The organism is Tsuneonella rigui (genome assembly GCF_003958625.1).
In the GTDB taxonomy this organism is placed as follows: Bacteria; Pseudomonadota; Alphaproteobacteria; order Sphingomonadales; family Sphingomonadaceae; genus Tsuneonella; species Tsuneonella rigui.
In genome coordinates this window covers 1-14,323 of the sequence record NZ_RSEL01000029.1, presented here as the reverse complement: position 1 = coordinate 14,323, position 14,323 = coordinate 1, and the positions used below count along the sequence as shown (strand labels likewise).

The following is a 14,323-nucleotide window of genomic DNA, read 5'->3' as shown; positions in this document are numbered from 1 at the left end:
CGAAATCCCGATATAAGGAAAGCTTTATATGTGGCTCGGGGCCTAGCCGCGCCGCCGCCGCCTGACAAGCAGGGACAGGCCGAGGATCGCTATCCCCCAGGCAAGCGACAGTACGTTTCCGAGGCTCGCGAACCACGTCGCGGGCAGGGCGGGTGGAACCAGTGCATCGATCCGCCCGGGCAGGTGGCTCGACGGCAGATGCGCGCGCACCACACCGCGCGCGTCGATCACGGCGCTGATTCCGTTGACCGTCGCGCGGAGCACCGGCAGCCCTTCCTCGATCGCGCGCATCCGCGCTTGCCCCAGGTGCTGCGGCGGTCCGAAATGGCCGAACCAGCCGTCGTTCGACGGGTTGAAGATGTAGTCGGGCCGATGCGCCCGATCGACGACCTGCCCGGCGAAGGTGATCTCGTAGCAGATCTGCATCCCGGCCTTGCCGTAGTCGCCGAGGTCGAGCGTGCGCGGGCCGGGGCCGGGAATGAAGTCGGTCGTCCCCGCAACCAGCCGCGACGCGCCGAGCGGTTCGAGCAGCCAGCGCAGCGCGAGGTACTCGCCATAAGGCACCAGATGCGCCTTGGCGTAGCTGCCGTGAAAGTTGCCTTGCGAGTCCAGCGCGGTGACCACGTTGTAGGCGCCCACCGCCTTGCCGCCCGCGATCTCCAGGTCGACGGCACCGGTCAGCAGCAGGCTGCCGGGGCCGATTGTCTGGCCGATGCGGGTGCGCGCATACTGAGGGTCGGCGCCGGCGGTGCTCGCGAGATAATAGCGGCGCGGATACCCGTCGCGCAGGTAGTCGGGCAGCCCGGACTCGGGCCACAGCACCAGTCGCTTGCCGTTATCCCGCCGCGGCGCAGTAGTCTGGGCCAGTTCGCGGAACTGCCCTTCGTAAAGCTGGGGCTGGTCGAGCTCGTCCTGCATGAAGCCGGGCTGGACCAGCGTGACGGGCAGGTTGCCCTTTTGCTCGGCGGGACCAGGCAGGTACATGCCGACCGCGACCAAGGCGACGACCGCCAGCGCTCGCCACCATGCGCGCGCGGCGGCGAGTGCCGCGAGACCGCCCGCAATCAGCGCGACGAGGCCGGAGAGGGCGTAGGTGCCCATCCACGGCAGCAGCGCGGCAAGGCCGGCGCGGTCGAACGGGCCGAGGAAGGCGAGCCCCAGCGGGTCCCAGGCGTAGCCGGTAAACACCCAGCTCCGCAGCCATTCGGACACCGTCCACGCGCCGCCCAGCGCAAGTGCGAGGGGCAGCGGCCTTGTCCCGCCGATCGCCCGCGCCAGTCCGGCGCCGATGGCGGGATAGACGGCGAGGTAGAGCGCCAGCAGCGGCACCGCAGCCCAGCCGAGCGCGGCGGGCATGTTCGCCTGGTAGGTGAACGCGGTCGCGATCCAGTTGTTGGCGAACGTGAAATGCGCGACGCCGAACAGCCAGCCGATCCACGCCGCCTGTTTCCAGCCGCTCGTGCGCACGAGCAACGCGGCAAGCCCGGCGACGCCGATCAGCGTGAAGGGCCATAGCCCGAGCGGCGGGAAGCCGAGCGCGGCGACCAGCCCGCAGCCGAGCGCGCTCAGCCGCGGGTGGGCCGCAAAGGTACCTGTCAGGCGGGCTGGCAGGCCCACGCCGTCGCGATCAGCCGACCGCCGTCAGGTTATCGCCTTCGCCCTCACCGGCTTCATCGGCGGGCTTGCGGCGGCGGCGCGGCGGGAGCTTGCGGGTGACCGGCTCGGCATCGTCGTCGCTGTTGGCGGCGATGCCAGCGGAGAACGACGGCGGCAGCGCCGAAGCGTCGATTTCGCCGACGTCGCTGGTCATGTCGGCGGTTTCGCCCTCATTGCCGCGCCCACCGCGCGTGCGGCGGTTGTTGCGTTCGCGGCTGGGACGGACGAACGGATTCTCTGCCGGTTCGTACTCGTTGGCCGCCTCGCCTTCGCTGACACGCTCGCCTTCCTCGCGGTTCGGCTGGCGCTGGCGATCGTTGCGGCCGCGGTCGCCCCGCGGACGGTCGTCGCGCTGGCGGTCGTCACGTTGCCGGTCTTCCCGGGGACGATCGTCGCGCTGACGGTCTTCACGCGCAGTGCGCGGCGAATCGAACTCGTCCTCGTCGCCCTCTTCCTCGTTCGAGAAATCGCGCTCGTCGCGGCGCGCGCGCTGCTCTTCCTGGCGCGGGCGGCTGTCGGCGATGACGCGGAAATAGTGATCGGCGAACTGCAGGTAGTATTCCGCCTGCACGCGGTCGCCGTTGTGCTGGGCGTCCTGCGCCAGCTTGCGATACTTGTCGAGCATCTGCGGCGCATTGCCGCGCGCGCGGCTGTCGATCCGGTTCTGGTTGCCGCCGCCCTGCTGGCGATTGCCGCGGCCACGGCGCCGGTTGTTGTTACGATTGTTGTTGCTGTTGTTGTTCAAGGAAAAACTCTTCCTTCTGGTGGACCCCCGGCCGTCCCCTCGCGCCGGACAGGTCGCATGACCCTCTTCGCGCCCGTCATGGGTCGCGGTGCCCTATCTGCCCTGTCCAGCGGGTGCATCCCGCGAAGATCATGCAAATGTTGGAGCTGGGCCGAGCGGGAGGCGGACGCGCCGCAATCCGCTGGGCTTGGGTCACGAAGTAGCTATCGCAGGCGCGTTTGCCAAGTCCTAAGTCAGTCGCGGCGGAGGATAAGCGCGCGGGGCCGCCCGGCGAGATCGCGGCGGAGTTCGGCGGAGAAGCCGGATGCGGCGGCGATGGCGGCGACCGCATCGTCCTGCGCGTAACCGATTTCGAGCACCACGACCCCGCCGGGCTCGAGCAACGCGGGGAGCTGCGGGATCAGCGCGCGGTAGTCATCCAGCCCCTCCGGCCCTGAGTAGAGCGCGCCGTGGGGTTCGTGGTCATGGACCGTCGGATCGAGCTGGGCGGTGTCCTCCACATAGGGCGGATTGGCGACGATGAGGTCGAACCGGCCGAGATGAGTTCGCCATCCGCGCTTCGTCCAGTCGAGCACTCGAAAGCTTGCCCGGCCACGTGAAACGTACCCGAGTGCGCCGCTCGATGTGTCGATCCCGCTGGCTCGAATCTTCACCAGAAATGCTTCGGCTTCTTCGGGATCGTAGGACGGATTGACCCCTACCCGCTCCGCGTTCTTGAGCGCGACAAACACCGCGCAAGGATCGCGATCGATTCCCATTCCTTCGGCTTCGGGCCACACGAGCAGCATCGTGAGCAACAGCGCTCCCGAGCCGGTCCCGAGGTCTAATATCCGCCGCGCCGGTTTTCCGTCCATCGCCTCGCGGGCCGCATCGATAACGGCTTCGCTGTCCGACCTAGGTATCAGGACCGCGGGTGTGATCGTGAAGGTGTGACCGTAAAACTCCTCCTCGCCGGTGATGTAGGCGACGGGTTCATGTGCAGATCGGCGCTTTACCAATGCGCCAAATGAAGCCGGTGCCTCGTCGCGCATATGCCGCAGCAGCAGCTCCGACCGCGTCACCCCCAGCGCGTGCGCCATCAGCAGTTCGGCATCGAGCCGTGCGGTGTCCGAAGTGTTCGACAGCTGTTCGGCGGCCGAATGAAGCGCTTGATTGACCCTGGTCATTCGCCGAGCGCGGCCAGCCGCTTGGCCTCGTCCTCCGAAATCAGCGCGTCGACCAGCTCGCCCAGCCCCGGCCCGGCGAGCACCTCGTCGAGCTTGTGAAGGGTCAGCCCGATGCGGTGGTCGGTCACCCGGCCTTGCGGGAAATTGTAGGTGCGGATGCGTTCGGAACGGTCGCCCGAGCCGACCATCGCCTTGCGCGCCTCGGCCTCCGCGCCCTGGGTCGCCTCTCGCTGCGCTTCGAACAGGCGGGCGCGGAGGACCTGCATCGCCTTCTCCTTGTTCTTGTGCTGGCTGCGCGCGTCCTGGCAGGTGACCACAGTGTTGGTGGGCAGGTGCGTGATGCGCACCGCGCTGTCGGTGGTATTGACGTGCTGCCCGCCCGCGCCGCTCGCGCGGTAGACGTCGATCTTGAGGTCCTTGTCCTCGATCTGCACGTCGACCTCGTCGGGCTCGGGCAGCACCGCGACGGTCGCCGCAGAGGTGTGGATGCGCCCGCCGCTTTCGGTCACCGGCACGCGCTGGACGCGGTGGACGCCGCTCTCGAACTTGAGCTTGGCGAACACGCCCGAGCCGGCGACGTTGGCGACGATTTCCTTGAAGCCCCCGATGTCGCTAGCGTTCATGCTGACCGGCTCGACCCGCCAGCCCTGCTCGGCGGCGAAGCGTTCGTACATGCGGTAGAGATCGGCCGCGAACAGCGCCGCCTCATCCCCCCCGGTGCCGGCGCGGATTTCGAGCATCGCCGGCTTCGCGTCGGCACTGTCGCGCGGGAGCATGGCGATGGCGAGCTGATGCTCGGCGTCGGGGAGGGCGTTGCGCAGCCGCATGACCTCCTCCTCGGCCAGCGCGCGCATGTCGGGGTCGGCATCGTCGAGCGCTTCGAGCTCGGCCAGCTCACCGCGCATCGTCCGCACTGCCTCGGCCGTCCGCGCGACGGGTTCGAGCTCGGCATAGTCGCGGCTGGCGGCCACGAACTCCGCGCCCTCGAGCGTCCCCGAAGCGAGCCGAGCTTCGAGTTCGCTGAACCGGTGCAGGATCTGTTCGAGCCGTTCGGCGGGGATGGTCATGGCTTGTTGAACGAACCCGCCACAGTCCGATGAACGATCAGGGCGAAGTCGAAGTCGCCCTTTTCGCGCATTTCTCGTACTCCCCAGATTGGGCCACCATCTTGCGACCTTACAAAAGCAATCGCCGCTGGGTTCATCTTGGCCGCCTTGTCGAACCGCTTTTTCGGACTGCCAGTGGCAATGAGGACCGCGCTCATGCCGTCAGACCGCAATCGCGTAATTGCGGCAATCGCCTCGGTGACAAAGGCATCGTCCTCAACGACTACGACGACTTCAGGGGTGTCTTCGCCCTTGTCCCCCACCAGCATCGCCAGCCGCTCGATCCCCGCGGCCCAACCCACGGCCGGAGTATGCGGGCCGCCGAGGGTTTCGATCAGCCCATCGTAGCGGCCGCCGCCGAGGACGGTGCCTTGGGCGCCGAGGCGGTCGGTGACGAATTCGAACGCGGTGTGGCGGTAGTAGTCGAGGCCGCGCACCAGCGCGGGGTTGCGCTCCCACGCGACGCCGGCGGCGCCGAGGCCGTCGCACACCTTGCCAAAGTAGTCCTGTGCCTCCGCGCTCAGGAAGTCGTCGATCTTGGGCGCGTCGCCGACGAACACCTTGTCGCGCGGATCCTTGCTGTCGAGGATGCGCAGCGGGTTCTTGTCGAGGCGCTCTTGCGAATCCTCGCTGAGCTCTCCGCGCACCCCTGCGAAGTGCTCGACCAGCGCGCTGCGCCACGCCTCGCGGCTGTTGCCGTCGCCGAGCGTGTTCAACTGCAGCGTCACGCCCTCAGCAATGCCCAGCTCCTTCAGCAGCTGGTCGGCCATCGCCAGCAGCTCGACGTCAGCCTGCGGTTCGGCGGCGCCGATGATCTCGGCGTCGAGCTGGTGGAACTGGCGGTAGCGGCCCTTCTGCGGGCGCTCGTAGCGGAACAGCGGGCCGTGGGTCGCGACCTTGAGCGGCGCATACTGCTGCCAGCCGTCGGTGAGGTAAGCGCGCGCTATCCCGGCGGTGAACTCGGGCCGCAAGGTTAGGCTTTCGCCGCCGCGGTCCTCGAACGAGTACATCTCCTTCGACACGACATCGGTGGTCTCGCCGATCGAGCGGCTGAACACTTCGGTCCGTTCGAACACCGGCATCTCGATCCGGCGGAAGCGGTAGAGTTTTCGAATACGCTCGAAGGTCTCCACGACATACGCGAAAGCCTCGGCCTCCGCGCCGAAGATGTCCTGGGTGCCCCTGATGGCTTGAGGAGTTTTCTGGCTCATTGCGCGGCGCGCACTAGCGGGTTCGCTGCATCGGCGAAAGCCGCTCGTCGAACGGCGGGTTGCGCGCGCCCGATGCTTCCCGCAGAGACTTGGCCATGATCTATCGCATCGCGCTCCTCCCGCTCCTCGCCTTCGCTCTCGCCACCCCCGCTGTCGCTCAGGACGGCAATCGCTCGATGCCAGTCGCCACCGCGCTCACCAGCGCGACGCCGCTGCCCGCCGACACCCCGTGGCCCGGCGGCACGATCGACCTCACCATCGACGCCAGCGACACCAAGCGCGGGCTGTATCGGGTGACCGAGACCATCCCGGTCCCCGCCGGCACCACCGAGCTGACGCTGCTCTATCCCGAGTGGCTTCCCGGCAACCACGCCGCGCGCGGGCCGATCGCGCAAGTGTCCGACATCCACTTTCTGGTCGACGGCAAGCCGGTCGCGTGGAAGCGCGATCCGCTCGACGTATTCGCCTTCAAGGTGACGCTCCCCAAGGGCGCCAAGACCGTCGTCGCCAAGTTCGTCCACACCTCGCCGCTGCAGTCGAGCGAGGGTCGCATTACGATGACGCAGGAGATGCTCAACCTGCAGTGGGAGAAGATGAGCTTCTACCCCGCCGGCCACTACGCCCGCCGGATCGCAGTGGGCCCGAAGGTGACCTTCCCCAAGGACTGGAAGGTCTACACCGCGCTCGACGGCCAGAAGCGCGCCGGCGACACGGTGACCTGGGCGCCGACCGACTACGAGACGCTGGTCGATTCGCCGATCTTCGCCGGGATCAACGCGCAGAGCTGGGACATCGGCGAGGACGTGCGGCTCGACGTGGTGGCCGATAAGCCGACCCAGCTCGCGCTCGCGCCTCAGAACCTGCAGTCGTTCAAGAACCTGATCAACGAGGCCGACGCGCTGTTCGGCGCGCGGCACTTCGATCACTACGACATGCTGCTCGCGCTGACCGACCGCATGGGCGGCATCGGGCTTGAACATCATCGCTCGGCCGAAAACCAGTACGAACCCGACAGCTTCGTCAAATGGGACGAGATGGATTGGGACCACAACGTGGTCAGCCACGAGCTGGTGCATAGCTGGAACGGCAAGTTCCGCCGCCCGGCAGACCTGTGGACTCCCGACTACCGCACCCCGATGCAGGGTTCGCTGCTGTGGCTCTATGAAGGGCAGACCCAGTTCTGGGGCTACGTCCTCGCCGCGCGGTCGGGCATCCAGAAGAAAGAGACGATCCTCGGCACGCTCGCGCGCAACGCCGCGACCTATTCCGAAGGCCAGCCGGGCCGCGAGTGGCGCGACGTGGGCGACACCACCAACGATCCGATCGTCAACGCCCGCCGGCCTCATCCCTACCCGTCGCTCCAGCGCAGCGAGGACTACTACGTCGAGGGCGCGCTAACCTGGCTCGAGGCGGACCAGATCATTCGCCAGGGCACCGGCGGCGCGAAGGGGCTCGACGATTTTGCCAAAGCGTTCTTCGGCATGCGCGACGGCGATTGGGGCGAGCTGACCTACACCTTCGACGACGTGGTGACGGCGCTCAACGGGATTTACCCGTACGATTGGGCGAACTTCCTCACCACCCGCCTGCTCAAGCCGAACCAGCCGTCCCCGACCAAGGGGATCGAAATGGCCGGCTACCAGCTCGTCTGGCGCGATACGCCGAACCCCTACGACAAGGGCGTGATGGATAGCGGCAAGGGGCTCGACCTCACCTATTCGCTCGGTTTCGCCCTCGACAAGGACGGCAAGGTCACCTCGGCGCGGTGGGACGGGCCGGCGTTCAACGCGGGGCTGGTCACCACCTCGCAGATCGTCGCGGTCAATGGAGAGGCCTATTCGGCGGACGTCATGAAGTCGGCGGTCACCGCGGCTGCCGGCTCGAAGGCTCCGATCCAGCTCTTGGTCAAGCGCGGCGACATCTACACGACTGTGCCGGTCGACTACCACGGCGGCCTGCGCTACCCCTGGCTGGTGCCGAGCGGCACGGGCGAGCAGCCGCTCGACCGGCTGCTCGCGCCGCGCACCGGGCAATAGCTTGGCCCGCGGCGCGTCCCGGGCCGCCAAGGCGGTGGGGATCGGCAACCGGCTCGCGCCGCCGCGCTTCATCCTGTTCCTCGTCGCGCTGATCGCGGCGTGGTTCGCGCATCAGTGGTGGTTTCCCTCCGACGACTGGCGCGACGGCGCGGCGATGGCGTTCGATGCCGCCGCGCTGGTGTTCCTCGTCTCGCTCGCGCCGCTGCTGAAAGATTGCAGCGCGGAGGAGATTCGCGAGCATGCGCGCGACAACGATGCCAACCGCGGACTGATCCTCGGCATCACCTCGCTGCTGACGGTGGTCGCGATGGCGGCGATCACCGCCGAGCTGCAGGGCGCGCAAAGCGGTGAGTGGCTGCCGATCGCCAAGCTCGTCGCTACACTGCTGCTCGTCTGGGCGTTCGCCAACAGCATCTACGCGCTGCACTACGCGCATGCGTTTTACGCGACCGACGAGAAGAGCGGCGGCGATGTCGGCGGGTTCGACTTTCCCGGCACCAAGACGCCCGATTACTGGGACTTCGCCTACTTCGCCTTCACCCTGGGCATGACCTTTCAGACCTCCGACGTCGCGATCACCGCCACCGGCGTGCGCAAGATCGCGCTGCTGCACAGCTTCGCCGCGTTCGTGTTCAACATCGGGGTGATCGCGTTCACCATCAACGTGCTGGGCGGTTCATCCTAACCTAGCGTGTTGCGGCGCAGCATGTGCGCGGCTAGGGCGCGCGCCATGCAAATCGACAAGATTCCCGTGGGCGACAATCCGCCCGAGAGCCTCAACGTCATCATCGAAGTGCCGACCGGCGGCGAGCCGGTGAAGTACGAATTCGACAAGGCGAGTGGCGCGCTGTTCGTCGACCGCATCCTGCACACCCCGATGCGCTACCCGGCGAACTACGGCTTCATCCCGCACACCCTGTCGGACGACGGCGACCCGCTTGATGCGCTGGTCATCAGCCGCAGCCCGTTCATCCCGGGCTGCGTGGTGCGCGCGCGGCCGATCGGCGTGCTCAACCTGGAAGACGAGCACGGCGGCGACGAGAAGCTCATCTGCGTACCGGTCGACACGACCTTCCCGTATTATTCGGATGTCGGCGAGCGGCAGGACCTGCCCTCGATCGTGCTCCAGCAGATCGAGCACTTCTTCACCCACTACAAGGATCTGGAAGCCGAGAAGTGGGTCCGTGTCGGCAAGTGGGGCGATGCCGCCGAAGCGCGCAAGGTCGTGCTCGACTGCATCGAGCGGGCGAAGAGCGCGAGGAAGTAGTTTTAAAGCCCTCTCCCCTTGCGGGAGAGGGTTTGGGGCACCCCACAAAGTACTACTTTGCGGAGACCCCGCGAGAGGGGTCCGCCGCGTCAGCGGCGGCTGGCGCCGCCGACTCCTCTCCCTCCGCCTCTCCCTCAAGGGGAGAGGGCTAAAAGCTTAAGCAGCAGCCACCGTCATCCCGTCGACCCGCAGCGTCGGCGCGTTGATGGCGCGCCAGGTTTCGAGATCGTTCGCCGCGCGCAGCCCCGCGAACATGTCGATCAGGTTGCCGGCGACGGTGAAGCCCGCGACCGGGCCGGCGATCTTGCCGTCGACAATCCGTCGCCCGGCGGCGCCGCGACTGTAGTCGCCGGTTACCGGGTTGATCCCCTGCCCGATCAGGTAATCGACCAGCACGCCCTCGCGGATGTCGGCGATCAGCTCTTCCACCGTCGCTTCGCCGGCGAGCAGGTCGACATTGCTCGGCGAAACCCCCGGCGTGCCGCCGGCCCCGCGCGAGGCGTGGCCGGTCAGCGGCAGGCCGAGCTGGGCGGCGGAGGCGGCGTTGGTCAGCCAGCCGGTCACCTTGCAGTGTTCGACCAGCACGCGCGGGGCGCAGGCGACACCCTCTCCATCGAACGGACGCGAGTGCATGCCGCGCGGGCGGAGCGGGTCGTCGATTATCCGGATCGCCGCGGGAAACAGGTCCTCATCCTCGCGCCCGACCAGGAAGCTCGCGCGGCGGGCGATCGCCGGCGCGGCCATCGCGCCGAGCAAGTGGCCGACGAGCGACGGCGAAACCCGGGGGTCGAACACCACCGGCATTCTCCCGCCTGCCGGGGTGGCCGGCGCAAGGCGGCCCACCGCGCGCTCGCCGGCCAGCCGGCCGACCTCTGCCGGGCCCGGCAAGTCCGTCAGATAGCGCGCGCTGCGCGAGGCGTAGTCGCGCTGCATGCCGTCGCCCTCGCCGGCGATGACGCTCGCCGACAGCGAGTGGCTGGCGCCTTCGTAAGCGGCCGCCAAGCCCGTGCTGGTCACCAGCACCGACCCGCCGCGGGCGAGCACGGCGCTGCCGCCTTCGCTGTTGCGCACGCCCGAAACCGCGCGCGCGGCGTCCTCGGTCTCGCACGCGCGGTCGCGCAGTTGCTCGGCGGTCAGATCGCTGGGATCGGCGATGTCGAGGTCGGGGAACGGTCCGCGCGCCAGCGCCGCCTCGGGGGCGAGCGCGGCGAACGGATCTTCCGGCGCGTGGCGAGCCATCGCCACCACCCGCTCGGCCAGCTCGCGCAGGCCGGCCGGCGACAGGTCGCTCGTTGAAACGCTGGCGGAACGCTGGCCGACGAACGCGCGCAGGCCTACGTGCGCGCCTTCCGACCGGTCGATGTCCTCGAGCACGCCGAGCCGGACGCTGACGCCGTGCGCGGAGGACGTGTGCCCGGTCGCATCGGCGGCATCCGCGCCGCATCGGCGCGCGTGATCGATCAGGGCCTGGGCGGCGTCGAGCAGTTCGGAAGATTGCATGCCGCGCGAGCTAGGGTGCGCGGGACCTCAGGGCAAGGCGCGGCGGCCCGCCGCTAGACGACCGATGCGAGCACCTTGAACACGCCGGTCAGCGCGAACGGCAGGCCGATCGCGACGATCCACAGCATCGCCTGGTCGCGGCGGTAGGCGCCGCGGTAGTCGGGATCGGATGCCGCTTCGTCGGAGATCCCCATCCAGCGCGCCTCGAACGCGCGGCAGGCGGGGATGATCGCCGCGACCAGCACGACGAGGGCGAGATAGGGCAGCATCGAGGCCGAGTCCGTGCCGGACTTCAACGCATGCACGGTGACGAAGATCTGCAGCGCGGTGTAAACCAGCAGGGCATAGGCGACGTTGTCGCTCATCCGTTTGCGCCAATCGAGCTTGCGTCCCGCAATCGGGTGCTCGGTGTGCGCGGCTTCGGTGCGATCGATCGCCTTGGGCATCGGCCCTTGTCTCCCAGTACTCTCTCCGCCGGGGACTGTCTCAAATTCGAGAGCGGGGCGCAAGGGGCGCTAACCGTATCCGTCTCGGCGGTCCGCCGCGCGCCATGCACGAAACCTGCCAAGCGGGGTTTTCTGCGCCCCGCGCGGTGCTACATGCAGGCGCGATGGACACGCTCGACCCTTCCGCTCCGGTTATCGACGCCACCGCTCCGATGCCAAACGGCGGTCTCGAGGTCATCTCGATCGCCAAGTCCTACGACAAGCGCAGCGTGCTGAGCGATATTTCGCTGACGGTCGCCAAGGGCGAGGTGCTCGGCCTGCTCGGACCCAACGGCGCGGGCAAGACCACCTGCTTCTATTCGATCATGGGCCTCGTCCGCCCCGATTCGGGCCGCATCCTGATGGACGGCGAGGACGTGACCAAGCTGCCGATGTACCGGCGCGCGATCCTCGGCCTCGGCTACCTGCCGCAGGAAACCAGCATTTTCCGCGGGATGACCGTGGAGCAGAACATCAGCTGCGTGCTCGAGCTGGTTGAGCCCGACAAGGAAACGCGGGCGCGCGAACTCGACCGGCTGCTCGATGAATTTGGGCTGCAGCGGCTGCGGGGAAGCGCGGCGATGGCATTGTCGGGCGGTGAACGGCGGCGCTGCGAGATCGCCCGGGCCTTGGCCGCCAAGCCGAGCATCATGTTGCTCGACGAGCCCTTCGCCGGGATCGACCCGCTGTCGATCAGCGACATCCGCGACCTGGTGAAGGATTTGAAGACCCGCGGCATCGGTGTCCTCATCACCGACCACAACGTCCGCGAGACGCTCGAGATCGTCGACCGCGCCTGCATCATCTATGGCGGCCAGGTGCTGTTTGCCGGCACTCCTGAAGCGCTGGTCGCCGACGAGAACGTGCGCCGGCTCTACCTCGGCGAGAGCTTCACGCTGTGACCTGAACCATGGCGCTGGGTCCTCGCCTCGATCTCAGGCAAAGCCAGTCGCTGGTGATGACGCCGCAGCTGCAGCAGGCGATCCGCCTGCTCGCACTGTCTAATCTCGAACTCGAAACCTTCATTGGCGAGGCGCTGGAAGCCAATCCGCTGCTCGAGATGGGCGAGGTCAGCCGCGACGACTCCCCGGAAGGCGAGGTTGAATCACTTGTGCGCGAAGCTGGGGCCGATTCCGGCGACGGAGAGACGGCGCTCGACATCGATTCCAGCGCCCTCGACCGCGACCGCGACACCGGCGACGGCGACTGGAGCGCCGCCCATTGTTCTGGCGGCGAGGAAGGCCCGGACATGTCCGAACGCGGTGGCGAGGGGCCTTCGCTCGCTGAACATCTCCACGCCCAAGTCGGCGCCGCGGCGGGCGACAGCCGCGAGGAATTCGTCGCCCGCGCGATCATCGATCAGCTCGACGAAGCGGGCTATCTCACTGTCACGCTTGGCGAAATCGCCGGTGCGCTGGGCGTGCCGCTGGCCGAGGCGGAGCGTGCGCTGACCGTCGTCCAGTCGCTCGATCCAACCGGCGTCGGCGCGCGCAACCTCGCCGAATGCCTCGCCCTCCAGGCCCGGGAAGCCGACCGATACGACCCCTGCATGGCGCGTCTGATCGACAACCTTGAACTGGTCGCCCGCGGCGATGTCACTCGCCTCAAGCGCATGTGCGAGGTCGACGACGAAGACTTCGCCGACATGCTCGCCGAGCTGCGCGGCTACGATCCCCGGCCCGGCCTCCAATACGGCGGCGGTGGGGAGGCGGCGGTCACGCCCGACATCCTGTTGCAGCCCGCCGGCGCCGGATGGGATATCGCGCTCAACGAGGCGACGCTGCCGCGGCTGATCGTCAACCGCTCGTACTATGTCCAGCTCAAGCAGGGCGGCGGCAAGGCGGCCGAAAGCTGGCTCAAGGAACAACTCAACGAGGCCAACTGGCTGCTGAAGGCGCTCGACCAGCGCGCCAAGACCATCCTCAAGGTCGCCGCCGAGATTGTAAAGCGGCAGGAAGGCTTCTTCCGCCGGGGGGTGTCAGAGCTGAAGCCGCTCACCCTGCGCGCGGTGGCCGAGGCGATCGACCTCCACGAAAGCACCGTCAGTCGCGTTACCAGCAACAAGTACCTCGCCTGCCCGCGCGGGACGTTCGAGCTGAAATACTTCTTCACCAGCGGTGTCGCCACCGCCGACGGCGAGGGTGCTGCCAGCGCCGAAGCGGTCAAGGCGGCGATCAAGGCGCTGATCGAGGCGGAAGACCCGAAGGACATCCTGTCCGACGATACGCTGGTCGACCTGCTCAAGGAGAAGGGCTTCGATCTCGCCCGCCGCACCGTCGCCAAGTACCGCGAGGCAATGGGGATCGGCTCCAGCGTCCAGCGCCGCCGGCAAAAAAAGCTGGCGGGGGTCGGCTAAGGACAAGTGAGTCCGCCGTGCCACACCCAGAAAGTCTTAACGCGCTTTACTCGCCGTTAACCTTTTTCCTTCAGATGTTTTGTGGTTAACCGCGGGCAACACCCATTGACGGGGCGTTACCACGGATTTTGGGGATCACAGGGGGGTACCGGCGATGCGCGTGTTGCTGATCGAGGACGAGCCGACGACGGCCAAGGCGATCGAGCTGATGCTCACGACCGAGGGGTTCAACGTCTATCAGACCGATCTCGGCGAAGAGGGCTTGGACCTCGGCAAGCTGTATGATTACGACATCATCCTGCTCGACCTGAACCTGCCAGACATGCACGGATACGACGTGCTGAAGAAGCTCCGCGTCGCCAAGGTGCAGACGCCGGTACTGATCCTGTCGGGCATCGCCGAGATGGATTCGAAGATCCGCTCGTTCGGCTTCGGCGCCGACGATTACGTGACCAAGCCGTTCCACCGCGAAGAGCTGGTCGCCCGCATCCACGCCGTGGTGCGCCGTTCGAAGGGCCACAGCCAGTCGGTCATCCGCACCGGCAAGCTGGCGGTGAACCTCGATGCCAAGACAGTCGAGGTCGATGGCGCGCGGGTCCACCTGACCGGCAAGGAATACGCGATGCTGGAGCTTCTTTCGCTCCGCAAGGGCACCACGCTGACCAAGGAAATGTTCCTCAACCACCTCTACGGCGGGATGGACGAACCCGAGCTCAAGATCATCGACGTGTTCATCTGCAAGCTGCGCAAGAAGCTCAGCCACGCGTGCAGCGGCGAGAACTACATCGAGACCGT

Annotated in this window: 13 protein-coding genes; 6 read left to right on the top strand and 7 right to left on the bottom strand. The window is 67.4% G+C overall.

Features of this window, described 5'->3' with window-relative positions; genetic code table 11:
- Positions 1 to 42: 42 nt before the first annotated feature.
- From lnt to hisS, 5 genes are all read right to left on the bottom strand, one after another.
- Complete coding sequence (gene lnt / locus ELY12_RS13325) at positions 43 to 1,617, bottom strand: apolipoprotein N-acyltransferase (protein WP_126177203.1); 1,575 nt, start codon at positions 1,615 to 1,617, stop codon at positions 43 to 45.
- Between the two features lie 10 nt (positions 1,618 to 1,627).
- Entirely contained in the window at positions 1,628 to 2,401 is a 774-nt protein-coding gene (locus ELY12_RS13320; RefSeq protein ID WP_126177202.1) for a DUF4167 domain-containing protein, read from the bottom strand.
- Between the two features lie 233 nt (positions 2,402 to 2,634).
- A complete protein-coding gene (locus ELY12_RS13315; RefSeq protein WP_126177201.1) occupies positions 2,635 to 3,567 on the bottom strand; it encodes a N5-glutamine methyltransferase family protein in 933 nt (310 codons plus the stop codon).
- Entirely contained in the window at positions 3,564 to 4,634 is a 1,071-nt protein-coding gene (gene prfA, locus ELY12_RS13310) for a peptide chain release factor 1 (protein WP_126177200.1), read from the bottom strand. The genes ELY12_RS13315 and prfA overlap by 4 nt, the downstream gene beginning before the upstream one ends.
- Positions 4,631 to 5,884: a histidine--tRNA ligase gene (gene hisS / locus ELY12_RS13305; protein ID WP_126177199.1), complete on the bottom strand. Its 1,254-nt coding sequence runs from the start codon at positions 5,882 to 5,884 to the stop codon at positions 4,631 to 4,633. The genes prfA and hisS overlap by 4 nt, the downstream gene beginning before the upstream one ends.
- A 95-nt stretch (positions 5,885 to 5,979) precedes the next feature.
- Between hisS and ELY12_RS13300 the strand changes: the two genes are divergently transcribed.
- Genes ELY12_RS13300 through ppa form a run of 3 tightly spaced genes read left to right on the top strand, consistent with a single transcriptional unit; the run spans position 5,980 to position 9,187 of the window.
- The gene (locus ELY12_RS13300; protein WP_126177198.1) at positions 5,980 to 7,920 is read left to right on the top strand and encodes a M61 family metallopeptidase; all 1,941 of its coding nucleotides are present in this window, start codon (positions 5,980 to 5,982) and stop codon (positions 7,918 to 7,920) included.
- A gap of 1 nt (position 7,921) precedes the next feature.
- Positions 7,922 to 8,605: a DUF1345 domain-containing protein gene (locus tag ELY12_RS13295; protein WP_241229879.1), complete on the top strand. Its 684-nt coding sequence runs from the start codon at positions 7,922 to 7,924 to the stop codon at positions 8,603 to 8,605.
- A gap of 45 nt (positions 8,606 to 8,650) precedes the next feature.
- Positions 8,651 to 9,187: an inorganic diphosphatase gene (gene ppa / locus ELY12_RS13290; protein WP_126177197.1), complete on the top strand. Its 537-nt coding sequence runs from the start codon at positions 8,651 to 8,653 to the stop codon at positions 9,185 to 9,187.
- A 156-nt stretch (positions 9,188 to 9,343) separates the two neighbouring features.
- On the opposite strand, the gene ELY12_RS13285 is transcribed toward ppa, so the two are convergent.
- Together ELY12_RS13285 and ELY12_RS13280 are read right to left on the bottom strand one after the other, a co-directional pair.
- Complete coding sequence (locus tag ELY12_RS13285) at positions 9,344 to 10,687, bottom strand: TldD/PmbA family protein (protein ID WP_126177196.1); 1,344 nt, start codon at positions 10,685 to 10,687, stop codon at positions 9,344 to 9,346.
- A 53-nt stretch (positions 10,688 to 10,740) separates the two neighbouring features.
- Positions 10,741 to 11,133: a hypothetical protein gene (locus ELY12_RS13280; RefSeq protein ID WP_241229878.1), complete on the bottom strand. Its 393-nt coding sequence runs from the start codon at positions 11,131 to 11,133 to the stop codon at positions 10,741 to 10,743.
- 164 nt (positions 11,134 to 11,297) lie between these two features.
- Here ELY12_RS13280 and lptB point away from each other — a divergent pair, with 164 nt between their 5' ends.
- From lptB to ctrA, 3 genes are all read left to right on the top strand, one after another.
- On the top strand, positions 11,298 to 12,074 hold the full coding sequence (gene lptB / locus ELY12_RS13275; RefSeq protein ID WP_126177195.1) for an LPS export ABC transporter ATP-binding protein: 777 nt from the start codon (positions 11,298 to 11,300) through the stop codon (positions 12,072 to 12,074).
- A gap of 8 nt (positions 12,075 to 12,082) precedes the next feature.
- Positions 12,083 to 13,528: an RNA polymerase factor sigma-54 gene (rpoN, locus tag ELY12_RS13270; RefSeq protein WP_126177194.1), complete on the top strand. Its 1,446-nt coding sequence runs from the start codon at positions 12,083 to 12,085 to the stop codon at positions 13,526 to 13,528.
- Between the two features lie 154 nt (positions 13,529 to 13,682).
- Positions 13,683 to 14,323: response regulator transcription factor CtrA (ctrA, locus tag ELY12_RS13265; protein ID WP_164549473.1), on the top strand; the 641-nt coding region annotated here is incomplete at its 3' end.